Origin of the sequence: Nocardia canadensis (genome assembly GCF_032656385.1) — a bacterium.
Lineage (GTDB): Bacteria > Actinomycetota > Actinomycetes > Mycobacteriales > Mycobacteriaceae > Nocardia > Nocardia canadensis.
The window spans coordinates 1,361,429-1,386,715 of record NZ_JAVCWB010000008.1 but is presented as its reverse complement, the minus strand read 5'-3'; the positions used below and the strand labels follow the sequence as shown (position 1 = coordinate 1,386,715).

The window sequence follows — 25,287 nt, the reverse complement described above, 5'->3', positions numbered from 1 at the left end:
GTGGCTACCGGCACCCTCGACGCCGCGCGGGAACTCGCCGCGGCCGTGCCCGATCCGGAGATGCCGATGCTGACCCTGGACGACCTGGGCGTGCTGCGTGAGGTCCGATCGGATGCGGACGGCACCGTGGTCGTGACGATCACGCCGACCTACTCCGGCTGTCCGGCTATGGCCGAGATCCGCGCCGACATCACGCGCACGCTGCGCCGCGGCGGCTACCCGCAGGTACGGGTGGACACGGTGCTCACGCCGGCATGGAGCAGCGACTGGATCACCGAGGAAGGCCGCCAAAAGCTGCGCGAGCACGGCTACTCGCCGCCGGGGCCTGCGCCACGCCGCGGACCGGTCTTTGTGGCCCTGGCCCCTGCACTACGCACGGTGGTCTGCCCTCGCTGCGATTCGCCGGACACCCAGCGCATCTCCGAATTCGGAGCCACCGCCTGCAAGGCGCTCTATCGGTGCCGGACGTGTCAGGAGCCGTTCGACCATGTCAAGGAGATCTGACGATGACCACCGCATCGAAACGTCCTAGCCTGGCCCACCGAAGGCCGGCATTTCACGCGCTGACTGTCTCGGCAGTCGAACAGCTCTGCGACGACGCGGTGGCCGTCACCTTCGCTGTGCCCGACGAGCTGCGCGAACGGTTCGACTTTCGTCCCGGCCAATTCCTCACTCTGCGTCGTGAGGTCGACGGGGTGGAGCACCGGCGCTCGTATTCGATCTGCGCCGCGCGCGGGCAGGCCCCGCGGGTCGGCGTGCGGGAAGTGTCGGCGGGGATGTTCTCCCCTTGGCTCGTTCACGAGGTAGCGCCGGGCGACCGTGTGGAGGTGCAGGAACCTTCCGGCACCTTCACCGTCGACCCGACAGCCGGTGGCAGGCACCTGCTCATCGGGGCGGGCTCCGGCATTACACCACTGATGTCCATCGCCGCCTCGGTGCTCGCGAACCCGGACGCACAGATCACCCTGCTCTACGGCAACCGGCGCGCTCGCTCGGTGATGTTCGCCGACGAACTCGCCGATCTCAAGGATCGTTACGGTGCTCGGCTATCGGTGATCCATGTGCTTTCCCGCGAACCTCGCGACGTGGAGTTGTTCACCGGCCGCTTGGACGCCGAGCGCATCCGAGCCATTCTCACCGAGCTGGTGCCACTCGATGCGTTCGACAACGCCTGGTTGTGCGGTCCTCTCGGCATGGTCACCGACGCGGTGAGCGTGCTCGGCGAACTCGGGCTGGCCCAGGACCACATCCACCGCGAACTGTTCTACGTGGGGGAGGACCCACCGCCTCCGCACCGGGACCCCGAAGCTGGGCAGTCCGGCCCTACCAGCCGGGTCACCATCACCTTGGACGGTCGTTCCACCACCGCCGACCTGCCGCGCGACCGCACCATCCTCGACGCGGCCGAACAGGTCAGATCCGATCTGCCGTTCGCCTGCAAGGGCGGCGTCTGCGGCACCTGCAGGGCACGGATTTGCGACGGCGAAGCCGACATGCGACGCAACTACGCACTCGACCACGACGAGGTTGACGCCGGCTTCGTGCTCACCTGCCAGACCTACCCGACCACCGACACCCTCACAGTCGACTTCGACCGCTGACCGCCCTGAAGGATTCCGCTATGAGCACCGCCGCTCCCGCGCCCGCGAACCTGCCCGACACCGACATCGAATTCGCCGACCGTGATCTCATCAGCGCTCTGCAGCTCGACCGGCTGCGCTGGTCGTTGCATCATGCCTACAACAGCGTTCCCCACTACCGCGCGGCCTTCGACGCCGCCGGAGTGCACCCGTCGGACCTGCGCGAACTTTCCGACCTGTCTCACTTCCCTTTCACGAGCAAGGCTGAACTGCGAGCGAACTACCCGTTCGGCATGTTCGCTGTGCCGCGCGATCAGGTGAGCCGGATACACGCCTCCTCCGGCACCACCGGGCGTCCGACCGTCGTGGGCTACACCCGCCGCGACCTCGACAACTGGGCCGATCTGATCGCCCGCAGCCTGCGCGCCGCCGGCGTGAATCCCGGCGACATGGTTCATGTCGCCTATGGATACGGCCTGTTCACCGGTGGACTGGGCGCGCACTACGGCGCCGAGCGTCTTGGTTGCACCGTGGTGCCGATGTCCGGTGGGATGACCGATCGGCAGATCCAGGTTATCCAGGACTTCCGGCCTGACGCGATCATGGTCACCCCCTCGTACATGCTGACGATGCTCGACGCCATGATCGAACAGGGGATCGATCCGGTCGCCACCTCGTTGAGAACCGGAATCTTCGGTGCCGAGCCGTGGACCGAGTCCATGCGCGGCGAACTCGAACAGAAGCTAGGGGTGGAGGCTGTGGATATCTATGGGCTTTCGGAGATCATGGGCCCCGGCGTCGCGATGGAATGCGTGGAGACCAAGGACGGCCTCCACATCTGGGAGGATCACTTCTACCCCGAGGTGATCGACCCGGAGACCGGCGATGTGTTGCCCGACGGTGAAGAAGGCGAGCTGGTCTTCACTTCGTTGACCAAAGAAGCCTTCCCGGTCATCCGCTATCGCACCCGAGACTTGACCCGGCTGCTGCCCGGTACCGCCCGCACCATGCGCCGCATGCAAAGAATCACTGGGCGCAGCGACGACATGATCATCCTGCGCGGGGTCAACCTGTTCCCTTCACAGATCGAGGAACTCATCCTCAGCGTGCCGACATTGTCTCCGCAATTCGAATGCGTCCTCGATCGGCCTGAACGACTCGACCGACTGACTGTTCGGGTGGAAGGTCGCTCCGATGCTTCCATCGACGAACGGTCGGCGGCTGGTGTCGTGTTGAAACAGCAGATCAAGCACCGAATCGGCGTTAGTGTCGTCGTGGATGTACTACCCCCGGCCTCGATCGAGCGGTCGGTCGGCAAAGCGCGACGGCTGGTAGACAACCGCCCGAAGTAGATCCGTTATCCGATTGAGTGGATCTGGGCCCAGGGGGCTGCATAGACTCGACGCCGGAAGCTATCAACTATGTCGAGCCTTCCGATACCCCAAGAAAACCCTCACCTTCCTCGAAGGACGGTGAGGGTTCTTGGTATCGCGGATCGCTCAGCAACCGACGATGCTTGTATCTGGGCGACGTGCAGCGACAACCGTGACCAGCCCGAGGCGACGAGTGGTCAGTCGAACATGGTTGGAAGTTCGGGCTTGTTCCAGTGGTCGTGAAGAAGCCGGATTTGGGAGTCGAGTACCCGGGTGGTCGACAGTTCGGGCAGGTTGTCGATGTCGAACCAGCCGATTTCCATGGTCTCGACCGGGCTGGGTTGGCCGTGGGAAACGGTCTCGCACAGGAAGAACAGCTTGTACACGTGGTAGGGGAAGGCGGGTTGGTGGCCTTGCACGTCGCGGTCGTGCAGCGCGGCGAGTTTGGTGGCGCGCACGGTGATTCCGGATTCTTCCTCGACTTCGCGTTCGACCGCGAGTGACGGGGGTTCCAGGACGTCGCACCATCCGCCGGGCAGAGTCCATCTTTCGTCGCTGCGGTCGCGGATGAGCAGGATACGGCCCTGGTCGTCGAAGACGCCGCCTCGGACGTCGACTTTGGGTGTCATGTAACCGTTTTCGAGGAACACGTTCTTGTGCAGGTTCTCGACGGTGCTATTGCTGATGAGCGCGAGCAGGTCGGCGGCGATCTGGCCGGCCTGTTCGTAGCGTTGCCGGTCGAAGACGTCGGTGGCGAAGATGAGGCCGTTGTGGGCGAGGGCGGCCAGAGCGATGGCGTGTTGGCGGATCTGGGCCTCAGCTGTCGGGTGAGCGTTGTCCATACGGGTCCTTCGGTCTGGTCGGCGTTGCGGGGGGTGACGGTTCGACGTCGGTCAGGGGGTCACGCAGTAGGTCGTGGACTGGCGTGCGGTGAATCCGAGCTGCTGGTAGAGGTGGTTGGCTGCGGCTTTCGTCGGCGTCGATGTGAGGTCGACGGTGCGCGCTCCGTGGTCTTTCGCGATGGTCAGCGCAGCGGTGGTCAGTGCAGCCGCCGAGCATCGCTGATCGGCGCAAGAGCGGAAACGAGTTCTTGTGCCTGTGTCGAGCTGCGGTGACGCCCCAGGGCAGATTTAAGCATCGCGACACTCCAGGAAGCTTCGGCTTCGTAGTAGCGGATCACGGCCCTGCCCTGGTGGCCCAACACCCACACCGCCACTGAGTTGCAGTCGTCGATGCCGGGAAAGGCGTCGACGCACAATGCGTTGTACGCCAGCAGATTCCAGAACGGGTCGATGAACGTGGCCGGGATGGCGCGGGCTTGGAAGCGTTCGAGGTTGAGCATTAGGGACTTCTCGGCCTGGACGTAGGTGCGCAGTGCCTCGGGTGGTGCCAGCATGAACGCGGGCCCCGCGAGCTCGCGAAGATGGGAGGCCATATCACGATCGAGGCGGTAGCCGCTGATGATCTTCTCGAGGGTCTCCGCGGGCGGCTTCGCCTCGCCGCGTTCGAAACGTCCCAGGTGCACAGCGCTGAAGTTGACCGCTGCGACCGCTTGGGCCTGGGTAAGTCCGAGATCATCTCGGATCCACCCGATCGTGGTACCGAGATGAGGGATCGAGACCTTCGGTCGGTTGCGGGCACGTCGACGTTGACGCCCAACGTGGGGCCTGGCAATTCGGTCGTTCATATATATCTCCCCCCCAGGAGAATGTGAGTGAAGTCACAGAATGAGCGGTTTGAGCGGAATATTTCGAATTCGTGACGAGACCTGTTCTACCAGAAGGGGTTTCATGCGGCAAGTTTGCCCGCGTCGTCCTGAATGGCGGATGAGTATGTTCGCCGATTGCTGTGTAGGTAAGCCTATCCGGTGTCGTTTGTGCTTCCCGGAACGAGCGTCTCGCTGCGCGGTAAGAAACCTTTCCTGATACCTCAGCGCAAATCTGCTGCCCAGAACAATTCTTCCGAACTGATCATTCGGTGATCTATCGAAACAAGATCAGGTAAGGCACTAGCGGCCCAACAGATTTCGTGGCTTGGATGGAAGACGTAAGCCATTCCATGCAATCCGAGAAAGGACGACTTGTGGATCCCATCATGATCGCCAGCTACATCAACGCCGGGCTCGCACTGCTGAACAACGGCCTCGCGCTGGCCGGCCACGTGCTCAACCTGGCCCTGCACCTGCTGTGAGACCCGCCCCCTAGAGCACCGCCCGGTCGGACGGGCGCCAGCCGACCGGGCGCACAGGGCCACCGGCCCCAATTCCACTGCCGCGCAACACCAGCAGCCTCTGTTCACGTCCGCCCTTCATCGAGAAAGGGTCTGTCCGTCATGCCCGAAACAGGCTCGACCATCCATCCGAACCCCGCACAACCTCACCTGGGAACCCGGTTGGCGCGCCGCGGGAGCACCCTGCTCCTGGCAGCAGCGATCCCCGTCGCGATCGCCGTCTCAGCCCCAGCCACGGCCCACGCGAGCTCGCCCGCGGCCGCGGTGGCCGACCAGGGAGGCGTCACCAGCCCGGCCCAGCCCGGAACCGAAACACCCACTCCACCACCGCCTCCCGACCAACCAGCTCCTGAACCGGCCCCGGAGCCGACTCTGCCGGTGTACTACGAACAGCCGCAACAGGTTCGCACCGGACCGGCGCGTCCCGCCCCCGAGGTGGACGAGCCGGTGGAGCCGGTACGCATCGAGGAACTGCATCTGCCTGTCCCCGTGGAGCCGGTCGCACCGATCGTTCCGCCGGAGAACACGATCCGGATCGGGCAGTGGCAGACACCGAGCCCGGACTGGCTGCCGGTGGAAGTCCGCGACACCATCAACAACACCGCGGCAGGCGCCGAGGCGCAGGTCGCCACAGCGCTGGACTCGGTCGGTATCCCTGCCGGACGTTCCGATCGCGTCAGCGGCGCGACTCTGGGCGGCGCCGCACTGGGCGGCGCGGCGGGTGCGACCGTGCTCGGTGCCCCGGCCGCCGCGTTGGGCGCGGTAGCCGGAGGGCTTGTCGGCGGCACGGTCGGCGGGATCGCCGGCGCCGCCCTCGGCATCATGATCCCGGCTCCCGTCATCGGACAGGTCACCAGCGGGGTCGCGGGCACCGCACTGGGCGCTGCCGCCGAGCTGCCGCGGGCGCGGCGATTCTCGGAGTCCCGGCAGGCGCTGTCGGCGGGGCAGTTGGCGGCACGATCGGCGCAGGGTTCGGCGCCGGGGTTGGAGTCGGTCAATGACCGCGAACCCGACCCGGGCACTCGCTGCGGCGGCAGCGATCGCCGGGGCGGCGGTGCTCACGGCCAGCTCACCGGCGGCTCCCGCAGTCGCGGTCCCTATCCACGGGTGCCCTGCCCTGTTCATCCTCGGTGTGCAAGGCACCGGCCAGTCATCTCTGACCGCGGACCCGACCGCCGACACCGGCGTCGTCGGATCGCTGATCGGACCGGGCGTAGGCGCGGTGCCAGCCCTCGTGCAGCGCGCCTACATCGGCTACGCCGCGGGATTCGGCGGCATCGTTCCCGGCGGCGGCTCTGACCCGTACGTGGCCTCGGTGTCCGGGGCTCGGGCCAACCTCAACGCAGCGGCACGCGAGGTCTTCGAGGCGTGCCCGGACACGATGCTCGCCGGTGTCGGTTACAGCCAGGGTGCCCAGGCGATGGCCAGCTTCGCCCGCGATGTCGGCGCCGGCCACGGGCCGGTACCGGCCGATCGGGTGGCGGGGATCGCGTTGTATGCCAACCCGGATCGCGCGATGGGTACCGGCGTGCCGTCGTGGGTGATGACGTAGCGGCTGCCGTCTGCTTCGGTGATGATGCTGTCGGGTCGGCCGTTGGTGTTGCCGCCGACAGTGTTGACCTGTGTGTGGGTGCCGTCGGGGTTGGTGATGTCGGTGACCGGGCCCAAGCTGCCTTGGTGGAAATCTGCTTGGGTGAGGGTGCCATCCGATAAGCAGCTTTACCGGTGGTCAGAGCGCGTCGATCGTCAGCCGCCCTGCAGCGAGGCTACTCGCTGCAGGACGACAACACGTACGAAGTAGCCGAGGGGCCATGAGTTGTGAGGCGCGTAGCTGACCGCACGGTGCGCCGCAAAGTGATTCTGTGAATGTGTGGTCGGTAGGTTGCGGTGCAGCGTCAGATCACCACGGCCTGGGAAGTCTGCCCGAATATACCGTTGTCCGCGATCGCCCGTTCAGGCGGCGGTGTCGGTAGGGGCGAGGGTGTCGAGGGCGGGGAGAGGGCGGCTGCAAACTTCGTCGGCATCCGCCCGGGAGAGGCCGAGCATTCGCAGGAGGTCTGCTGCGACCTGGTCGGTTGCCTTGCCGTCGTCGCGTTCTGGCTGGGCGTGAAGCAGTTGGCCGAGACAGATCGCGGCGCCGGACACGACAGTCATTGCCAGCTCGCAATCAGCGACCGAGAAGCGGCCCGCCTGAACTGCAGCCTCGATGTCGCGTCGGGCGCGGGGGGCTAGGCCTTTGTCTGAGCGGGCGAGTTGTAGGCCGTTGTTCAGCAGCACCTTGCTGAGGATTGGATCGCGGCGGTGCAAGCGCCCGGTGAGGCGGAAGCTCTGGGCAAAGACCTGGGCTGGATCGTCGAGCTGTTCGCATAGCGCATCCAACGCGGCGCCATGCAGGTCGAGGGCCTCTTCCAGCGCGGTCTCGAACAATTCTTCGCGTGTCTGGAAGTGATTGTAGAACGAGCCCATTCCGACGTCTGCGGCCTGCGTGATTTCCACGATGGGCACAGTGGGTTTTCCCGCGGCGAGGAACCCCTGCGCCGCCTTGATCAGCGCTGCGCGGGTGCGCGCTTTACGTCGTTCCAGGCGGTTGGGTACTCCGGTTTGCTCGGCCATCTTGCCCACCTCTCGCGTGACGTCACCAAACAGCATAGCCCCCGGATTCAGTCCTGACGAACTCGTCAGATCGAAGGGGGGACGGGTGCGGGCGGGAAGCGTGACGGTGAGGTTGCGCCGACAGTCGGCTGACGTCTCGGGAGCTGCGTGAAGTGCTGATCGCTGACAATCGATACGCTTATGAGGAATTCGTCAGGAGCGGTGGTACCGTATCGATCGGTTGCGGTGTCATCGCTTTTCGAGAGAGTTCGCGTGTCCGGACTTGCGGCCGAGGTGAAGTCGACCGCAGGTCGGGTGTCGGGCGTAGTTTCGTTCGTCTGCCGCGAGGCCGGTGTCGTCCATGACGGCTTCGCCACCACTCTCTCGATCGATCGACCCTCATGAGTGATACCCCATCAGGAAGTGCGTGTGAGTCGACGGCTCATCAGTCGGCAGAGCCGCGAATCCGAGACATCGAGGAGTGGACGTGGACAAAACCGCGCCGAACTCGGCAAACGCGGCTCCGGGAGGGCGGGCAGGAACCGGAGGCATCTTGACGGCGATGTGCACCTGCTTGGTGCTGGTCGTCGCCTCGGTGTCTGCGCTCAATCTGGCCATGCCCGAGCTGGCGGTGGACCTGTCTGCCTCAACGACGTCGCTGACTTGGATCGCGGATGCCTATACGGTCGCGCTGGCTGCGCTGGTTCTGCCGGTCGGTGCGCTCGGTGACAAGTTCGGCCGCCGCGATGTACTGATCGGCGGCACCGTGGTCTTCGCGATCGGGTCGGCCGCGGCGGCACTCGCCGATTCGACATCGATGCTGATCGCTTGGCGTGCGGTGATGGGCATCGGTGCTGCGATGATCATGCCGGGTACGTTGTCGACCATCACTGCGGCATTTCCGGCAGATCGGCGCACTCATGGCGTCGCGATCTGGTCCGGATTCGCTGCCGCGGGCGCCATCCTCGGCATGCTCCTCGCCGGGCTGCTTCTCGAAGTATGGAGTTGGCGATCAATTTTCGTGGCCAGCGCGGTCATGGCAGTGGTCGGAGGGTTGCTGGCGTTGGCCCTCGCTCCCAACACCCGCGACGAGGAAGGTCACCCCCTCGACCACTTCGGTGCCTATACGAGCGCGGTCGCGATCGGGGCGTTCGTCTACGGCATCATCGAAGGCAGCGAAGCCGGCTGGACCAGCGGTCCGGTAGTCGGAAGCTTCGCCATCTCCGCGGCGGCGCTGGCGCTGTACGCCGTGCTCGGGTTCCGGAACAAGCACGCGCTGCTCGATCCTCGCCTTTTCGGTATTCCCGGCTTTCGTGCTGGAGCGGTCACCGTGCTGGTCCAGTTTCTCGCCATATTCGGTTTCTTCTTCGTCGGTCTGCAGTATCTGCAGCTGATCCTCGGCTACAGCGCATTGAAGAGCGCGATAGCGCTGGTCCCGATCGCGCTGGTCGTGATGCCGGTAAGTGTGCTGACTCCCCGACTCACGGAACGGCTGGGGATCAGAGTGGTCATGAGCGCAGGTCTGTTCCTGCTTTCCGCAGGCATCTATGCGCTGTCGTTCCTGCACACCGATTCCGGCTATGTTCCTTTTCTAGGTGGGCTCGTGCTCGCCGGCCTCGGGGTGGGTGTGACCAGCGCAGTGGGCACCTCGGTCATCGTCGGGTCATTGCGCTCCGACCAGCAAGGCGTAGCGTCCGCGATGAATGACGCCACCCGGGAAGTGGGAGCCGCGATCGGTATCGCTCTCATGGGCTCGGTGTACGCAAGTCGCTACGAATCGTCACTGCCTGACCTGGAGCAACTGCCGCCCACAGCCGCCCACGCGGTCGAATCCTCCGCGGCCGGCGGGCTGCAGGCCGCCGCGCAACTGGGCCCACAAGGTGAGCCCTTGGCCATGGCCGTTCGCTCGGCCTTCATCGAAGGACTGTCGGCATCGCTGGTCGTGGTAGCGGTCATCGTCGCGGTCGCCGCGCTCGGCGCACTGATCCACGCGCCTCGAACACAGACTGCCCCGCAATGACCACCCGCCGAGTCGAGCTGTCGCCGGCCGGTCCTGGTTACGAGCGGATGAAAGTGGTTGATGTGCAGTGCTATTGCCTACTCCGGGCACGTCAGTGGGTCGCGTGATTCGGTGAAGCCTGAGCTGGCGGAGGGTAGTCGCCTGGCGGCAGCGCGACGGGGCCCGTATCGGCGACGAGCATGCTCGGCACCCGGACGATCGCCCGCGTTCCGCCGTATTCCGACTCCGTCAGACGCACGGAGACCTGCTGGCGCGCAGCCAGTCGACCGACTACGAACAAGCCGAGACGCGGGTCATCCGAGAGCGCGGCGACGCTGAAGTCTTGCACCGTCGCCAAGGTGTCGTTACGCTCGGCCAATTCTGCAGCCGACATGCCTACGCCCTGGTCGGTGATCTCGATCGCGATCCCTTTGCCGATGACATGTGCCGAGATGTTCACATAGGTCGTGGGCGGCGAGAACATGGTCGCGTTGTCGGTCAGTTCGGCGAGCAAGTGAATCAGATCGGCGACGCTGGCGCCACTGATGGTGAGCTCCGGCATGCGACCGATTCGAATCCGCTTGTAGTCCGCGCTCTCCGCAACAGCTCCCCGCACGATGTCCAGCAGCTGGACCGGGCGACGCCATCGACGTCCGGGTGCGTCCCCGCCCAGGATGGACAGGTTCTCGGCGTTGCGTCGGGCACGGGTCGCGAGATGGTCCAACTGGAACAACAGGTCGAGCCGCTCCGGGTTCTGTTCCTTGTGCTCGGCGCGGTCGATCAGTTCGAGCTGTTTGTGCACGATCACCTGGGAACGGTGCGCGATGTTGAGGAACACGGCGCGCACTCCGGCCTGCGTCTTGGCTTCGGCGGCTGCCGCATGAACAGCTGCGGAGTGTGCGCGGTTGAAGGCATCCGCGACCTGGCCGATCTCGTCGAAGCCGAAGTGGAGCGGGGTGAGGTCGGCGGTGTCCAACGTGCCGCCTTCGGTCAGCTTCGTGATGGTGTTGGGTAGTCGACGGTCCGCGGTGTGGAGCGTTGCGCGCCGCAATCGCCGTAGTCGGCCGATCAGACGGTTGGCCAAATATACGGCGACGAGAAGGGCTGCCATCGTGGTAGCCAACGCTGCGGCTGCACCCCACACCGATCGCTGCGCGAGCTCCTGGCCCTTGCGTTCGGCATCGTGGTGCGAATCTGTGGTCTCGTCCACCCAGATGTCCAGCAGGTCGCTGGAAAATCTTGCCGCCAGGGTCCGATAGTCGGTCTGGCCGGGCGTCGACCTCGTCAACAAGGCTTCGCTACCGCTCGACACTCGATTCCATTCGGCGCTGGAGGCCAAAGTCAGTAGGCGCTCTCGATGAGGTCCGTGCAAGATTGATTTCAGATAGGAAATTTCGCCCTGGGCTTCACCGATGCGATGCTCGACTTCGAGCCGTTCTGTGGGCAGAGGCTGCTCCCGGCGCATCGCGATCTCGACGATGATTTGAGACCTCGCGATCGATTCGGCAGCGCGCAGCAGATGGTTTCCCTCGCTCAACCGAGCGGCAATCACAGCGTCCGGCGCCATCCGCGGCGACAGCGCGGCAATACGCACGATGTTGTCGAAGTAGATCGCGAAGGCCGAGTAGCCCTGCTCCACTGGGATGGAGCGCGCGTCGATACTGCGGCGTAGCGAAGCGAGCCCATCGCGCACTTCCATCAGCGAGGTGATCTCGTCGCGCAGATCGGTGCGGATGATCGCGGCTTCGCGGGCTGCTTCGCGCATAGTCCCGGCTGCGGCGTCCACCGCCGTCCTGGCTGCCGGTAAACCGCGGTCGGCGGACACGTCACCAGCCAGATGGAGCAGTGAGACTCGTCTTTCTTCCTGAACGGCTTGGATCAGATCCGTCACCGGGCGCGAGGTTTCGGAACCCAGCTGTGCCCACCGGGCGGCTCGCTTCCCTTCACTGACCAGGTACGCGGCGGAAATGGTTCCCGCGCCGAGCAGGACGATGCCAGGGATGAGTGCGACAGCCAGTATGCGTGCGCGGACACCGGCGCGGCCCGTGAATCGGGCGCTGCGGAACGCTGCTGCGATGTTCGGCGGAATTGTCACCGAGGTGGGTCCTTACGAATAGATTTCGCAAGCGGCGGCGAAGCGGCTGTGATGCTCGCCGAGCCGGCGCGGATATCGAGTGCCTCCGGGCAACCAGAGAGCCACGATCAAGCCCCGAGCCTGCCCGACGCACGGTGGAATCACTGTGCTCGAGGTCATGACTCTGGCACATGCGCGACGTATAGGCAACGATGTTGCCGATATCGAGGTGGAGTTGATCGTTGCCGACGGGTCATGGTCTGCCGGTCTGCGTCGGGGGCGCGAACTGGTCTGCCGCGACATGGGGTCGTGAATGTCGTTGGCTCCGTGGCCTTCATCGATGGGTTGGACCTCGGGCGCGCAGCCTCGGGCGTCCACGCATCATGTCCCGGTGATCGTTGGTGCTTTGCGGCCTGCGTGGAACCTTGACACCCGGAAATGTTTCGGCAACACTGTATCCATTATGGTGGTGACTGACGACATCGACCCCGGCATAGCGCGCGGTTCGAGCAATCCCGGCGGGAAGTTCGCGCCGGGTCTTGTTGTGGACTCGTTCCATGGCATTGCTCGCGCGCCGGAGGGAGCGAGACGGTATCGGTGCGGTCTCGATAGGTGCAGGGCCGAAGGCGCGCATCGCGCGGGTCGCCTCGCTGTTCTCGAATGCGGGCTGATCGATCTGTGCGGAGGTCGACCTCGCGGTGATGAACCTCGACCAGGCCTCGCTACGACACCTCTCGAACCGCGCCAAGCCGCCAAGGCTGCTGAGGCGGACGCCAGTAGTTGGGCCCGCCTCGCCTTGCAGGAAGACGAACGATGAACCGTACTATTCTGCGGGGCGCGGAGGTCGTGACGATGGCGCCCGGACGGCCCGATTCCGAACGAGTGGACATCCTTGTCGACGGCGGCGAGATCGCTGCGGTCGGCGTCGGTCTGGATGCCGACGCCGCTGAGCTCGTCGACCTCGGTGGCCGGATAGTAATTCCTGGACTTGTCAACGCGCATTTGCATACCTGGCAGACCGCGATGCGGCTCACTGGCGCGGATTGGACGCTGCCAGAATATCTTGCTCACGCCCACGGCGAAGCGGCGCGGCACTACCAGCCCGAAGACATGCGAATCGGTACTTTGGCGGGCGCCCTCAGTCAAATCAACTCCGGCGTGACGACGATCGGGGACTGGTGCCACAATTGTGGGACGCCGGATCACGCTGACGCGGCGATCGAAGGACTGCAGCAGGCCGGAATTCGGGCCGTGTTCATGCACGGAACCCCGCACGCGCTCCTGGACCGCGCACATGACGTCAGCGAGATCGATCGTCTACTGAGCGGACCGATCGGGGCTACCGATTTGCTGTCCGCGGGGATGGCCATCAAGGGACCGCAGCTGTCCAAGCCTGCCGTGGCGATCGCTGACCTACGAGCAGCCGCCGAACGTGGGCTGCTCGCGTCGATGCATCAGAGTGCGGGCACACCCGGACCGGGTTGGGAGGCTGTTCGTTCGGCGGGCCTGTGGAGCCCCCTCACAAACATCGTTCATGGGACCGGCTTGACCGACACGTGGGTGGAAACTCTGACGGATGCTGGAGTGACCTTTACGTCGACACCGGAGAACGAACTCGGTCAGGGGCATTGCACGCGGCTCACCGAGCAGCTGCTGCGGCTCGGATCCGCGCCGTCGCTCGGTACGGACACCGAGGCGGTCGTTTCCGGCGAGATCCTCGTCAGCGCTCGGCTGACTCTCGCGCGAGCGAGGGGGGAAGTGCACCGAGCGGAGTACGACCAGTCCGGTCTCGGGCTTCCGCGTGTCCCTATCACCGTGAGACAGGCGTTGTCATGGGCGACCGTCGAAGGGGCCCGCGCGCTGGGGCTTGCCGACCAAATCGGCTGCATACGCCCAGGAATGAAAGCCGACCTGGTAGTTGTCGACGCCCGAATGCTGAACCTCTGGTCCTTTCACGATCCCGTCGCCGCTGCGCTCCACGCGGGCGCCGGCAATATCGAATCGGTGATGATCGGCGGCAAGTGGCGCAAACGCGATCATTCTGTCTTGCATACTGAGCCCGCTGGCCAAGTGCAAGCGGAGTTGGAGGATTCGGGCAGTCGGATCGTCGGCAAGATCCGGGACTCGGGTCGGCTCGCCCGTTTACGGCGGAACGTTGTCGGACGTGCGGTGCAGCGACAACTCAGGCAGCAAACCCGGCTCCGGACCGAGCAATAGCAGAGCCGCGGCCAGGCGGCACCAGCCGCGTGGAGTAGCTGGCCGTGACCGTTTCGGCCGCGTAATCGAAAATCGTTGTAGCGTAGGCAATCTTTCAGGCTGTGGCGTCTGCTGACGCTGCAGCCTGACGACTCTTCGTAGGCAAAGTCGGAATACGTCAACGGCGGGGCCGCAGTACCGCCGGCGGGACGTCACGAGTGATGTCCGTCCATGCCGGCGATGTTGCGAGCATTCGAAAGCTTCGGGGTAGAGGTCTGGAAACGCTTGCTATGAGCTCTTGACGGGTTCTGGCCAGGTAGCGATGAGTCATGTTGTGGTGCAGGATGTTTCGTTGTGGCGGCGCCGTGGATCGTGGACGACCAGCTTTGGGGAGTGATCGAACCGCCACTGCCGGTCAAGGCTCTGGGCACCCCGGGACCAGCCCGGATGAACGGCTTGTCCTGCAAGGGATCTTGTTCGTGCTGGTCACCGGCATCGGGTGGGAAGACCTGCCTCAGGAACTGGGATTCGGGTCTGGCATGACCTGCTGGCGGCGGCTACGCGACTGGCAGGCGGCAGGGGTGGAGCGAAACACCACATCCGGACCTGCGGAAATGGTCTTCCGCTCGCGGTCGTGTAATCAGCGGCCAACGTCAACGACCACCTCGTGCTGCCTGAACTACTCAACCGAGTACGGCCTCTACGCGGACGCCCCGGCCGACCATGCGAGAAGATCACGACCCTGATCGCGGACAAGGGCTACGACTATCCGCGGGTCTACGACGAGCTCGAGCGCCGGCGGATCACCGGCTACATCCCGCGGCGAGGAACCCGCGACAAGGTGAGCGCCGGCCGCTGGATCGTCGAGCAAACCCTGGCCTTGCTGCACAAATACCGGCGTTTGACGATCCGTTGGGAACGCCGCACCGACATTCACCAAGGATTCCTCGACCTCGCCGTTGCGCTGATCTGCTGGCGACGACTCAGCAATCGAACTTGATAGGAGCTCTATGGCAGTGTTCTGGAGTAGCAGGGGCGTTAAGTAGTCGTCAGCAGCGGCTTTGAGGACGCTCTGCGAGGCCGGGAATGTTGGCTGGTGGCCGCGGGGGCCGAAATGCTCGGGTATGCGGAGCCTGCGGTGTGCAGCGACGGTGACTATTTTGTCTTTGTCAGCCCAAGCAACGCGGCGGTGAGTCCGTAGTCGGGGCCGAATTCTTGCATGTTGCCGGATCGGCAGCCGTCCGCGCGCATCTGGACTCGCTCACAGAACACGCTGATGATCTCGCCCGAGAGAGCGGGGCCGATCAACATATGGGAGCGGAAGAACCTTCCGTCTTTGTCCATGGCGCCATCGATGTTCTGCATCAGCAGCGGCACGATGTCGACGATCTCGACCATGGCGCCGGAGTTGGCGCGCAGCTGGTTGGTGACGTTGGTCAGCCCCGTCAGCGAGGTCGACAGCTCGTCGGCGTGCTCGCCGAACATCGTCGAGGTGTTGGCCAGGAAGGCGTTGAGCTGGTCCAGCGTGGCCTGCAGGCCGGGGGCCTGCTCGGCCAGCAGGCCCGACATCGCGGTCACCCGATCGCTGAAGTCGCGCACCGACTGGTCGTTGTCGGCCAGCATCGTCGTCAGCTCGTTGAGCTTGATGATGATGTTGGAGATCGCGTCCTTGTTGTCGACGCCGACCTTGAGAGCCGCCGACAGCGCGTCGAGGGTCTCGCGGATCTTCTGCCCGTTGCCGTTGAGTACCGGGTACAGCACCCGGCCCGAGAGCGGGCCGAGCCCTTCCTGGCCCTCTTCGGGCTTGAGCGAGGCGGAGAACTGATCGATGGTCTTGATCATCGTGTCCAGCTCGACCGGGGTCCTGGTGCTGGCCTTGGTCAGGTGCTGGCCCGACTCCATCTCCTCGCCGCCGGTGTAGGGCGGGGTGATCTCGATGTGCCGGTCGGTGACGATCGAGGGCGAGACGATCGCGGCGATCGCCTCCTTCGGGATCTTCACGCCCGCGTCGATGGTCATGTGGACCTCGACGTAGGTGCCCTTGGGGACGATCTTGTCGACCTTGCCGACCGCGAGGCCGAGGACCATGACCTCGTTGCCCTCGTACATGCCCGCGATGTTCTCGAAGTCCGCGGTGATCTTGGTCGTGCGGCCGAGCGCGTCATCGGCGGAGAACGCCGAGCAGCTCGTCAGCGCCGCGGCCACCGCGCCTACCGCAATTATGAGTATGGGGTCCGCCACCGAGCTCCGCAGAAATCCCACTGGTTGTTCCTTCCGATTGTCGGAGACGACTCATGCCGCTGCGGCCTGCTCATTGGCTGTGAGATCGAGTGCTCCGCAGCGTTGATGCGGCTCAGTCGTCGGCGCCCGGCGTGCTCGCTCGTCGACGTCGAGGACGTCAGTGAAACGGAGGTATGGGCGCTGCGATTGATACGGCAACAGCGTATCCGATAATGGAGCTGGTAGTGCGGAATTCGCGGAGGTTTCGTCTCGATCGGACGGCGGTACGCGGCGATGAAGCGGCAGTCGATGACCTGGGCCTCAGGGAGTCAGCGAGGCAGCCATCGTGCGGAGCCTCGTGACCGGCTTGCGGATGCCATAGGCGACAAGCGTGGGGCTTTCGCTGACGCGGTTCCAGATGAGCAGGGCGGACCCGGCGGCTGGGTCGCCGTCGATGTGGCTCGGTGCGCCGCGTAACGGCAGGGACCCGAGGACTTTGATGCTCATTCCGAGGATCTCTGTCCAGAAGTAGTCATCACCGGGTGCCGATGTCGGTGTGTGACCGAGCGCTGACGCCGCGGCGACCCGTCCCTGCGCGACGGCGTTGGACCAGAAAGCGGACCGGTTAGCCGTTTCCCGCAGGTAGGCCACGTCGCCCGCGGCGTAGACATCCGGGATGGCGGTAGCGCAGGTCTCATCGATTCCGATGCCGATGTGATCGGCCAAGCCGGTGCCCTGTAACCAGGCCGTATTGGGCGTTTCTCCCACGCAACTCACCACGATGTCCGCCGACAGTTCGGTACCGTCAGGCAGGGCGATACCCCGTACCGGATTTCCGGACAGGGAAACATGGCCCGGCGTTCGGATGACTCGAACACCGCTTCGCTCCGCGCGTTCGGTGATCAGCGTTGACAGATAGGGCCCGAGAACCCGTTCGAGTGGGCGGTCGACATCGACGACGGTCACCGGGATCTCCCGGGCGACGCAGGCGCTGGCCACCTCCATGCCGAGGAATCCCGCGCCGACAACGATCGCTGAAGCGGCCGTGTCGAGCCGCGTCCGCAGGGCGAGCGCGTCGTCGAGTGTCCGGAGTACGAACTCACCGTGCTGGCCTGGCTGGGCGAGGCGCCGCGCTTGCGCGCCGGTGGCGATGATAAGCGCGTCGTAGTCCACGAGGTGTCCGCCAGCGGTGGCGATTCGTTTGTGGTCGAGATCCGCGCTGGTGGCTGACGAACGCAGCTCCTCGACGTCGAGACCGTCGAGGTGATAGCTGAGCGTGTTGTCCGCGGAGTCGTCTTTGAGCACGGCTTTCGACAGTGGAGGCCGGGAGTAGGCGCCGTGTGGATCGGCTCCGACGAGAGTTATCCGGCCACCGTGGCCCAGGGCGCGCAGTTCACGTGCGGCCGTCACGCCGGCGATCGAATCGCCGACGATGACGACTGCGGCGGGTTGGCTCATCGCTGCTCTCGCAGAGCGGCGACCGGGCAGGAATTGATGGCGGCGCGTGCGATAGCGATGTGCGCATCGGGGACATCCGTGCCGTCGAAGTGATAGATCAATTCGCCCTCGTCATCGAGACCGAATACGGTGGGGGCTTGTTCGGCGCAGAGCCCATGACCCTCGCATCGAGGGTAGTCAACGGTAATTTTCATCGGAGAACTCTCTGTCAGGCGGGGATCAGTTGCAGCGGCAGACGACTGAAGCGGTGGATGATGTTGTTCATGGCCCATTGGGTGGGTCCGGCGATCTCGATGCGGTCGACTCGCTCGACCAGGGCGCGCAGGATGGCCTGGGTTTCCAGGCGCGCCAGACCTTGGCCGGCGCAGCCGTGGGTTCCGTGGCCGAATCCGAGTTGGCGCGAGGCGTCACGACGGATGTCGAAGGTGTCCGGAGCATCCCACTCGAGGGGGTCTCGGTTAGCGGATCCGTAGACCACCACCACCCGCGAACCGGAGGGAAGGTTGATACCGGCGACGTCGGTATCGCGGATGACCTTGCGGGAGAAGGCCCGAACGGGCGACTCGAGGCGAACCGCCTCGTTGACAGCATTGGGGATCAGGCTCGGGTCGGCCTTCAGCAGGTTCCACTGATCCGGGTTGGTGGCGAACAGGTAGAGCGCGGCGGAGATGGCACCGATCGTGGTGTCCAGCGAGGGCGCCAGGTAGTCCAGCATCATCGCTGGACATTCGGCGTGGGTGAGCTTGCCTTCGTCGGCAGCTTGCAGCACGTCGAGACCCGCGCCGCCGGGCTTGATGTCGCGATCCCGGGAGATGCGCCGAGCGAAGTGCATCATTTCCAGTCCAGCCGGCGCCGCTTGTACCGACCGCAGATTCAACGGGCCGAGAGCATTGAATGTGGCTCCGGCCCAGCGCAGAAGATGTTCGCGGCCGTGGTCGGGCCACCCGATGAGGTCTGGCACGACTGACATCGGCAGCGCGGTGGCCAGGTCGACGCCATCGATGTTCCCGCGTGCGACGGCGTCCGCGACAACCGCGGTAGCCTGTTCATCGATCGTCTCGTGCATCGACCGCAGCGCTCGTGGGGTCAGCCGGTGGGCCAGGAGGGCGCGGCGCCGCGAATGTTCGTCGCCATCACTGTTGAGCGTGGTTCCACGGGAGAGCCGATTGGTGATCGGATTCAGCCCCACTCCTTCGCCCGACACGAAGCCTTCGTCGTCGCGAAGCACCTTCTTGCACTCGGCATAGCGGGGCAGTGCGTAGGCGCGTTGTTTGGCCAGCCACACCACCGGCCCAAGCTCTCGCAGACGGGTGTAGTGGGGGTAGGTATCACGGATCGCCGCCTCGGAGTAGAGGTCCGCCTGATAAGTCGGAACGTCAGCGTGCTTGAGCATCGAAGCTCCTTTGGTCGGTCTCGGCGCCATCGTTCGCTGATGGCGGCGAAGTACGAATATCGAAGTGGGGGAGAACAGCTCGCAGATCCGAGACTCGTCTGCCGGTTTGCTGGACGATGCCGTCCGGGCGGATCAGCGCGGCGTCTGTATGTCCCGATCGGAGCCAACCCTGTAGCTCACTGTCCGCCCGAGCGATCACAGCCACACCGCCGAGTCGTTCGATCGCGGCCAGTTCGGCAGGTCTCGGTTCGCTGACTGTGACGATTGCGTAGCGTCCGTCGACGAGAGCGTCAAAGCGCCTGTTCGCCTCCACGCGGGCATTGGGTACCAGCGACCCATTCAGGGATTTGCCGAGCCGGGGCGGCGCAATCAGATCCGATCGGCGCAGTCGCGGAGTTTGACCCCCGGTCACCAGCTGATCGAAACCAGGAATGCGATGCAGGTGCGGTGCGATCAGGCGGCGCAACAGGTTGCCGAACTCGCCCCCGTCGGTCATGGCGGTGCCGGTGAATTTCGCGAGCTTGATCAGGCTCCGTGCATGCGGCTTTCGCTCGGATTCATAGGTGTCGAGCACGCTGGCCGGCAAAGTGCCGGCAAGAACACCGGCCAGCTTCCAGGACAGGTTGGCCGCGTCTCGTAGTCCTGCACCCAGACCCTGGCCGATGAACGGTGGTGTGAGGTGCGCGGCATCGCCCAGCAGAAAGATGCGATCGTCCCGCCAGCGGTCGGCGATGCAGGCCCGCGAGGTGTACTCGGCAGACCGAATCAGCTCGAGCGCCTCCAGCGGGATCCGTCTGGTCCATGGCGTGATCAGGGGGTGAATGGCAGCCATGTCCGCGTAGTCGTCCGCGGATTCGCCGGGGCGTATGCGGAACTCCCACCGGTAACGGGTCGCGCCGATCCGCATGAACGTCGCGGCGCGAAACGGGTCGCAAACCTGATGTACGCCTTCCCATTCGCCGAGTTCGGCATCAGTGGCTATGTCGACCACGAGCCAGGTCTGCTCGAACCCGAGGTCCTTCATCGCACTGCCGATGCCGGCTCGAACCACGCTGTTGGCGCCATCGCAGCCGAGCACGAACCTCGCGGTCATCGATTCGGGAACGGTGGATGTCCGGTCGGTGAAATCGACTCGCACACCGTCATCCTCGGCAATGACCGCGGTGACGTCGACGTCGCCGCGGATGGTGATTCCGGGCTGCTGAAGCACGGTCGCCCACAGGATGCATTCAAGGACAGGCTGATCGAACAAGTTGGCTTCCGGGTAGCCGCTTCGACCGCCGGTGAGGTCGCGGTCGAATTGAGCCAGCACCCGCATGTGTCGGTCGAGAAGCCGCAGCCCCAGCGCGGGACGGGAGATCGCGGCGAACTGGTCGTCGATGCCCAAACGCGCGAGGATTCGGCGGGTCTCACCGTCGAGGTGTACCGCGCGTGGCCGTGGGTACACAGTTTCCCACCGTTCCAGCACCACACTTTCGATCCCGTACTGGGCGAGCAGGAGCGCGGTGGTGAGGCCGGTGGGGCCGGCCCCGACAATGACCACCGGCGCGTCGTGGGTGGTCATCGATCTACTGTCAGGACGAGTGCGACGTAGCTGATGGCAAGGAAGAGCGTCACAATCGCGGGGACCGCCTCCACGAGCTTGTCACGCACTCGCAGGTGTGTCGCGATGGCACCGACCATCAGCAGAGCCAGACCGATACCAGCGGCCAACCCCGCGGGCCACCAGGCCGTCCCGATCACCAGACCGGCAGCACCGGCCACTTCGAGCGCCCCGATCACTCGGTAAGTCATCACCGACATGCCGACGTGGGCGGCACGGTCCCGCATCTGCTTCGCAGCGGCGAGTTTCAGGATGCCGAATATCGTGAACTCCGCGGCCAGTACCACTGTCAGCGCGATGGTCGGGATGCTCATGCCCGGCTCACCACCTTCCAGGTCAGGGCGAACGAATTCAATGCCGCCCGGACAGCCGCGTGATCGGTATCGCGATCGGTATCGATGGTCGCGACCACCTCGCCGTCGGTGATCGCCGCGGTGACGGCGCGAACTCCGTCGACGTGGGCGAGGGCCTCGGCGACCGCGCGTCGCGTCGCGTCGGCACGCAACCCGAGCTTGTAAGGCTTTCCGACGTCGGTGACCGGCAATGCGTCGAGCACAAGCACCGCTTTCGGTGCGGCGGCGGGTTCGGGAACCCGTTCACATGCCCACTCGAGCAGCTCGGATTCGGTGGTGGTGGCACCGGTGCTGAGGACCACGTACGCGATCGGTACCTCCCCGGAATGCGGGTCAGGACGGCCGACCGCACCTGCCGCGGTGACGGTCGGATGCGACAGCAACGCGTCTTCGATGGTTGCCGGATCGATGTTGTGCCCGCCGCGGATGATCAGGTCCTTCGCCCGCCCGTGCAGGTGGATGAAGCCGTCGGTGTCGATATGTGCCAGATCGCCGGTTTCGAGCCAGCCGTTCGCCATGCTGCCGAGGCTGTCGAGCACATGTCCGGCTTCGTTGCGGTCGACGACATATCCGGCGAATACGGTCGGGCCGCTGATGCACAGGACACCCGTAGCTCCCGCGGGCAGGTCCTCGTGCGAGCCGTCGTCGCCGACGCGGACCACCTTCACCTGCTGGTAGGGCAACCGCTGGCCCACCGCGCCTGGACGCGGCTGGTCGGGAAAGCTGCGTGCGGTCGCACAGGTCGCCTCGGTGAGTCCGTACCCTTCCACGAGTGTGACTCCGGTATGGCGCTCGAAGTTGTCACGGACGGCCGGTGGCAGCGGGGAGGCGCCGACCATCGCGTAGCGAAGAGTGTTGATGTCGGCGTCGAGCGGGCAATTGGCGAGTACCGCGTACACGGTGGGCACCGCGCTCATGGCGACAATGCGATAGTGCGCCACCATCTTCCAGAAGTTGGCGTACAAACCGAAATCTCGGTACCCGAGCGGTCCTGCCCAGACCACCTGCTGCCCTTTGAACAGCGGCGCGAGCACAGTGACCACCAACGCGTTGACGTGGAAAAGCGGGAGAGCGGCGAAGACCACGTCGTCGGTGTCGAGCAGCGAGTTGGCGGCGATCATCCAGGCATTGGCCACTTCACCGCCGTGGGTGTGGGCCGCGAGCTTGGGTACACCGGTGGTGCCACCGGTGTGGAACAGGCTCACCAAGTCCTCGGATCGAGGGGGCTCGCCGGAGAAGCCGGTCGAGATCTCGTCGGAGGCGAGCACATCCAGGTATCCGATATGCGCTGCCTCGAGCACGGGCAGTGGCTGGATCGCGGCGGATCCGGTCGGGCGCAGTACGAGGACGACGTCGACATGACCGTCGGTCACCAATGCCACTGCGGACTCCCAAGTCTCGGGTGACAGGTCAGGTCCGGCCGCGATGAGAACTCGCGCGCCGGAGCGACGAAGAAGTTCCTCGATATGTGTGCCCGAGAGAGCGGCGTTGATGGGGGCGGCGATTCCGGCCAGCTGCGCGGCGAGTGTGGCGGGAACGAGCTCGGCACAATTGGGAGCCATCAGCGCGACCGCGTCACCGCGACCGACACCGAACCGGCGCAGCAGGTTCGCATACCGATGGACATCGGCGAGCAGCTCTGCGAAGGTGCGACGCAGCGGTTCCTGCCAGCGGGCCGCTTCGGGCAGAACGGTGAGTGCGACCCGGTCGGGCCACAGGTGTGCGGCGCGAGCGAGCAGTGCGTATGTCGACTGTGGCAGGCCGCGCTCGGCCAGTGGGATGGATTCGATGGCCTGCAGGTCGCCTGGTTCGGCGTATTGCGGCCACAAATCCGCGGTCGCCGATGCGTTGTCGGTGATCACTTGTACCTCACTGTGGTGCGCTGACGGCCCAGATCGATCGCGTTGTCATCGGTGGCGATGGAAACCTCGACGACATCGCCGTCTTGCAAGTACTTGGGGTTCTTGGCTTGACCCTTGAAGAACAGCCGCCACTTCAGCGCCGTCGGGAGAAGCGATCCGAGCAACTCCACCGGCTTGGGAGGTGCGCTGATCGCGGTCCCGACCGGGGTTCCGGTGAGGACGAGGTCTCCCGCGTCGAGGCGTTGAAAGCGAGTGAGTGACTGGAGTGCTTCCACCGGCTTGTAGATCATGTCGGCGACGGTCATGTCTTGCCTGACCTCACCGTTGACCCACAGTCGCAGCCGAAGGTCGGTGAATCGTTTCAGCTCCTCGCCGTCGACGAGAACGAGTGCGGGGCCGACCGGGGTGAACGTCGGATACGATTTGGCCTCGTAGAATTGGGTTTTCGGCAGCTGGATGTCACGTGCGGAGACGTCGTTGGTGACGACGAGGCCAGCGACGAACTCGGACAGGTTGTCGGCATCGATGGTGGTGTCTACCGGTACTTCGCGGCCGATGACCAATCCGATCTCGACCTCATAGTCCAGCAACCGCACGTGAGACGGTCGCTCGATGTCATCGGTGGGGCCGCTGATGGATCCGGATGCCTTCCGGAAGAACGTCAGCGGAACGGTCGCCGGATCACCACCGGAATCCTTCACGTGCGAAACGAAATTGGTCATCTGGGCAACGACTCGGCATGGCGTGGTCACCGGCGAGATCAGCGAAAGGCTCTCGACCGGAACGAGGGCGGACGCGCTGCGGGCGGCCTCGACTACTGCCGCACGGTCGGCGAGTAGCTCTTTGGTGGTTGTGGCGGGTGTATCGATGCGGGCAGCACCGGCGGGTGTCTGCACCCACCATCCGTCGCTGGTGCGGAGTACCGAAACGCTCATGACCTGGCTACTTTCAATAGACCGCGTATGCGGTGGAGATCGAATTCGTTTTCGTTGCGCAATGCATCGAGCAGGCCGCGTGCCTCGCGTACCGACTCGCGGCTTGGGTTCAACCCGAGGAAGTCCTTGGTTGCCGGCGGCCCCCATTGGGAGAGGCCGGAGGCTGTCATCGGCGCCCAGCCGGGCTCGAGGGTGTGATCGAACATGTCGCCATCGGTGAAGTGCTCGACCAGGAACCCGTCGGGGTCGCGCCAGTAATCGAAGATCTGGCTGCCCTGGATGTGTCTACCGATGCCCCACGAGCGGTGGTACCCGCGGTCGAGAAGATACTCACCGCCCGCGGCCAGCGCATCGAGGTCCGAGACTTGGTAGGCCGAGTGGACATACCGATTTCTCGGGCCGAGCGTCAGTGCGAGCGTGTGGTGATCGGTGGGTGTATTGCCGCGGTCGCAGCGGATGAAGCTCATCACCGGACCGCGGTCGCGCTGGCCTGCGTAGTACTGGAAGTCGCTGACGATCAGGCCGAGGTTGTTCAGGTACCAATCGAGAGTCTGTCGGTAGCGCGTCGTCTGGAGGACAACGTGACCGAGGCGCTGGATCCCGGCCGGGGTGCGGGGCGGGCGCTGGGTGCGGTTGACGCGTTCGAGATCGTGTCCGATGTTGAGCGTTCGGGGCTGCTGTGCGGGCAGGGCGGCGAGGGTGTGAGGTTCGGAGACGATCCGCACCGCGAGCCCGCTGGGGTCGTAGACGTCGACGGTCAGACCACCGAGGCTGTCCGGCAGCGCTGCCACCGTCGATCCGGTGTGCGAGGCCAGCCGATGCAAATCGGTCGAGTCGGCGGCCAGGAATGCCGGCCCGAGGAAGCGTGATCGCCCACCGCGACGGATCAGCACACACGGCGCTCCGGCGTCGCTGCCGCGTAGGTGTAGTTCGTTCGCGGTGCGGGCGGCGGTGTGGAAACCGAAGGCGTGCGCAAAGCGCTCGGCACCGGCGAGATCTGGCTTTTCGAACTCCAGCCACGCGAGATCGCGCACTTTGATGACCGGGTTCTGTGCTCTCCCTGGGTGTTCACCGGGGAGAGCGCCGACCTCGCTATGCAGGTCTTGGTGCGGATCGTGCAGGTCGACCATGGATCACTCCTTCCTAACTGAACCTATCGTCACTCACGACGCAACCATCAGTCAATAGTTTTTGATGAATTCTTCAGAAGTGACTAGACGCTCCCTGGAGGCGATGATCGACTGCGCGGCCGACGTGGGCGGGTTTGACCGTTGCGGATAATTCGGCAACACTGTGACCGTAATGGCGAAGGTGATCGTGTTGCCTGGACATCCCGGGAAGGCTGAACGGGCGGCCACGGGCGACGGCGCGATGTTCGGCGAGTCATGAGCAACGCGCGTACGAGCATCGACATGGCAGC

Annotated in this window: 19 protein-coding genes and 1 pseudogene; 7 read left to right on the top strand and 13 right to left on the bottom strand. The window is 64.9% G+C overall.

Annotation, left to right across the window (positions count from 1 at the left end; all coding sequences use genetic code 11):
- Genes paaD through paaK form a run of 3 tightly spaced genes read left to right on the top strand, consistent with a single transcriptional unit; the run spans position 1 to position 2,932 of the window.
- Positions 1-504 (top strand): 1,2-phenylacetyl-CoA epoxidase subunit PaaD, encoded by a 504-nt coding sequence (gene paaD, locus Q7X29_RS20265; RefSeq protein ID WP_394358709.1) that lies wholly within the window; start codon positions 1-3, stop codon positions 502-504.
- A 2-nt stretch (positions 505-506) separates the two neighbouring features.
- A complete protein-coding gene (gene paaE, locus Q7X29_RS20260) occupies positions 507-1,601 on the top strand; it encodes a 1,2-phenylacetyl-CoA epoxidase subunit PaaE (RefSeq protein ID WP_316575394.1) in 1,095 nt (364 codons plus the stop codon).
- A 20-nt stretch (positions 1,602-1,621) separates the two neighbouring features.
- A complete protein-coding gene (paaK, locus tag Q7X29_RS20255) occupies positions 1,622-2,932 on the top strand; it encodes a phenylacetate--CoA ligase PaaK (protein ID WP_316575057.1) in 1,311 nt (436 codons plus the stop codon).
- A 218-nt stretch (positions 2,933-3,150) separates the two neighbouring features.
- On the opposite strand, the gene Q7X29_RS20250 is transcribed toward paaK, so the two are convergent.
- Positions 3,151-3,795, bottom strand: a complete 645-nt coding sequence (locus tag Q7X29_RS20250; protein ID WP_316575056.1) for an NUDIX hydrolase — start codon at positions 3,793-3,795, stop codon at positions 3,151-3,153.
- 197 nt (positions 3,796-3,992) lie between these two features.
- Positions 3,993-4,640 (bottom strand): helix-turn-helix domain-containing protein, encoded by a 648-nt coding sequence (locus Q7X29_RS20245; protein ID WP_316575055.1) that lies wholly within the window; start codon positions 4,638-4,640, stop codon positions 3,993-3,995.
- Positions 4,641-6,179: 1,539 nt separating this feature from the next.
- Here Q7X29_RS20245 and Q7X29_RS20240 point away from each other — a divergent pair.
- A complete protein-coding gene (locus tag Q7X29_RS20240; RefSeq protein WP_316575054.1) occupies positions 6,180-6,734 on the top strand; it encodes a cutinase family protein in 555 nt (184 codons plus the stop codon).
- 401 nt (positions 6,735-7,135) lie between these two features.
- Here Q7X29_RS20240 and Q7X29_RS20235 read toward each other — a convergent pair whose 3' ends face one another.
- Positions 7,136-7,795, bottom strand: coding sequence for a TetR/AcrR family transcriptional regulator (locus Q7X29_RS20235; RefSeq protein WP_316575053.1), 660 nt, complete (start codon positions 7,793-7,795; stop codon positions 7,136-7,138).
- Positions 7,796-8,261: 466 nt separating this feature from the next.
- Here Q7X29_RS20235 and Q7X29_RS20230 point away from each other — a divergent pair, with 466 nt between their 5' ends.
- Positions 8,262-9,794, top strand: a complete 1,533-nt coding sequence (locus Q7X29_RS20230; protein WP_316575052.1) for an MFS transporter — start codon at positions 8,262-8,264, stop codon at positions 9,792-9,794.
- 91 nt (positions 9,795-9,885) lie between these two features.
- Here Q7X29_RS20230 and Q7X29_RS20225 read toward each other — a convergent pair whose 3' ends face one another.
- Positions 9,886-11,868, bottom strand: coding sequence for a sensor histidine kinase (locus Q7X29_RS20225; protein ID WP_316575051.1), 1,983 nt, complete (start codon positions 11,866-11,868; stop codon positions 9,886-9,888).
- Between the two features lie 792 nt (positions 11,869-12,660).
- On the opposite strand from Q7X29_RS20225, the gene Q7X29_RS20220 reads away from it, so the two are divergent.
- Complete coding sequence (locus tag Q7X29_RS20220) at positions 12,661-14,064, top strand: amidohydrolase family protein (RefSeq protein ID WP_316575050.1); 1,404 nt, start codon at positions 12,661-12,663, stop codon at positions 14,062-14,064.
- A 333-nt stretch (positions 14,065-14,397) separates the two neighbouring features.
- A pseudogene (locus Q7X29_RS20215) lies at positions 14,398-15,043 on the top strand (transposase).
- A gap of 155 nt (positions 15,044-15,198) precedes the next feature.
- On the opposite strand, the gene Q7X29_RS20210 reads toward Q7X29_RS20215, so the two are convergent.
- From Q7X29_RS20210 to Q7X29_RS20170, 9 genes are all read right to left on the bottom strand, one after another.
- Positions 15,199-16,305 carry an MlaD family protein gene (locus Q7X29_RS20210; protein ID WP_316575049.1) on the bottom strand — a complete coding sequence of 369 codons (1,107 nt, stop codon included), beginning with the start codon at positions 16,303-16,305 and terminating at the stop codon, positions 15,199-15,201.
- A gap of 279 nt (positions 16,306-16,584) precedes the next feature.
- The gene (locus Q7X29_RS20205) at positions 16,585-17,721 is read right to left on the bottom strand and encodes an NAD(P)/FAD-dependent oxidoreductase (RefSeq protein ID WP_316575048.1); all 1,137 of its coding nucleotides are present in this window, start codon (positions 17,719-17,721) and stop codon (positions 16,585-16,587) included.
- Positions 17,718-17,915: a ferredoxin gene (locus Q7X29_RS20200; protein WP_316575047.1), complete on the bottom strand. Its 198-nt coding sequence runs from the start codon at positions 17,913-17,915 to the stop codon at positions 17,718-17,720. The genes Q7X29_RS20205 and Q7X29_RS20200 overlap by 4 nt, the downstream gene beginning before the upstream one ends.
- A gap of 14 nt (positions 17,916-17,929) precedes the next feature.
- On the bottom strand, positions 17,930-19,114 hold the full coding sequence (locus Q7X29_RS20195; protein ID WP_316575046.1) for a cytochrome P450: 1,185 nt from the start codon (positions 19,112-19,114) through the stop codon (positions 17,930-17,932).
- Positions 19,098-20,678 carry a bifunctional 3-(3-hydroxy-phenyl)propionate/3-hydroxycinnamic acid hydroxylase MhpA gene (gene mhpA, locus Q7X29_RS20190; protein ID WP_316575045.1) on the bottom strand — a complete coding sequence of 527 codons (1,581 nt, stop codon included), beginning with the start codon at positions 20,676-20,678 and terminating at the stop codon, positions 19,098-19,100. Before mhpA ends, Q7X29_RS20195 begins: the two co-directional genes overlap by 17 nt.
- The gene (locus Q7X29_RS20185) at positions 20,675-21,031 is read right to left on the bottom strand and encodes a DoxX family protein (protein ID WP_316575044.1); all 357 of its coding nucleotides are present in this window, start codon (positions 21,029-21,031) and stop codon (positions 20,675-20,677) included. The genes mhpA and Q7X29_RS20185 overlap by 4 nt, the downstream gene beginning before the upstream one ends.
- Entirely contained in the window at positions 21,028-22,932 is a 1,905-nt protein-coding gene (locus Q7X29_RS20180) for an acyl-CoA synthetase (RefSeq protein ID WP_316575043.1), read from the bottom strand. The genes Q7X29_RS20185 and Q7X29_RS20180 overlap by 4 nt, the downstream gene beginning before the upstream one ends.
- Positions 22,929-23,867, bottom strand: coding sequence for a fumarylacetoacetate hydrolase family protein (locus Q7X29_RS20175; protein WP_316575042.1), 939 nt, complete (start codon positions 23,865-23,867; stop codon positions 22,929-22,931). Before Q7X29_RS20175 ends, Q7X29_RS20180 begins: the two co-directional genes overlap by 4 nt.
- Entirely contained in the window at positions 23,864-24,997 is a 1,134-nt protein-coding gene (locus Q7X29_RS20170) for a VOC family protein (RefSeq protein WP_316575041.1), read from the bottom strand. The genes Q7X29_RS20175 and Q7X29_RS20170 overlap by 4 nt, the downstream gene beginning before the upstream one ends.
- Positions 24,998-25,287 lie beyond the last annotated feature (290 nt).

Coding starts and splice junctions, on each gene's coding strand:
- Q7X29_RS20200 (WP_316575047.1), bottom strand. CDS start 17,915: ATGAAAATTACCGTTGACTACCCTCGATGCGAGGGTCATGGGCTCTGC.
- Q7X29_RS20170 (WP_316575041.1), bottom strand. CDS start 24,997: ATGGTCGACCTGCACGATCCGCACCAAGACCTGCATAGCGAGGTCGGC.
- Q7X29_RS20245 (WP_316575055.1), bottom strand. CDS start 4,640: ATGAACGACCGAATTGCCAGGCCCCACGTTGGGCGTCAACGTCGACGT.
- Q7X29_RS20250 (WP_316575056.1), bottom strand. CDS start 3,795: ATGGACAACGCTCACCCGACAGCTGAGGCCCAGATCCGCCAACACGCC.
- Q7X29_RS20175 (WP_316575042.1), bottom strand. CDS start 23,867: ATGAGCGTTTCGGTACTCCGCACCAGCGACGGATGGTGGGTGCAGACA.
- Q7X29_RS20195 (WP_316575046.1), bottom strand. CDS start 19,114: ATGCTCAAGCACGCTGACGTTCCGACTTATCAGGCGGACCTCTACTCC.
- Q7X29_RS20235 (WP_316575053.1), bottom strand. CDS start 7,795: ATGGCCGAGCAAACCGGAGTACCCAACCGCCTGGAACGACGTAAAGCG.
- Q7X29_RS20205 (WP_316575048.1), bottom strand. CDS start 17,721: ATGAGCCAACCCGCCGCAGTCGTCATCGTCGGCGATTCGATCGCCGGC.
- Q7X29_RS20185 (WP_316575044.1), bottom strand. CDS start 21,031: ATGAGCATCCCGACCATCGCGCTGACAGTGGTACTGGCCGCGGAGTTC.
- paaK (WP_316575057.1), top strand. CDS start 1,622: ATGAGCACCGCCGCTCCCGCGCCCGCGAACCTGCCCGACACCGACATC.
- mhpA (WP_316575045.1), bottom strand. CDS start 20,678: ATGACCACCCACGACGCGCCGGTGGTCATTGTCGGGGCCGGCCCCACC.
- Q7X29_RS20220 (WP_316575050.1), top strand. CDS start 12,661: ATGAACCGTACTATTCTGCGGGGCGCGGAGGTCGTGACGATGGCGCCC.
- paaE (WP_316575394.1), top strand. CDS start 507: ATGACCACCGCATCGAAACGTCCTAGCCTGGCCCACCGAAGGCCGGCA.
- Q7X29_RS20240 (WP_316575054.1), top strand. CDS start 6,180: ATGACCGCGAACCCGACCCGGGCACTCGCTGCGGCGGCAGCGATCGCC.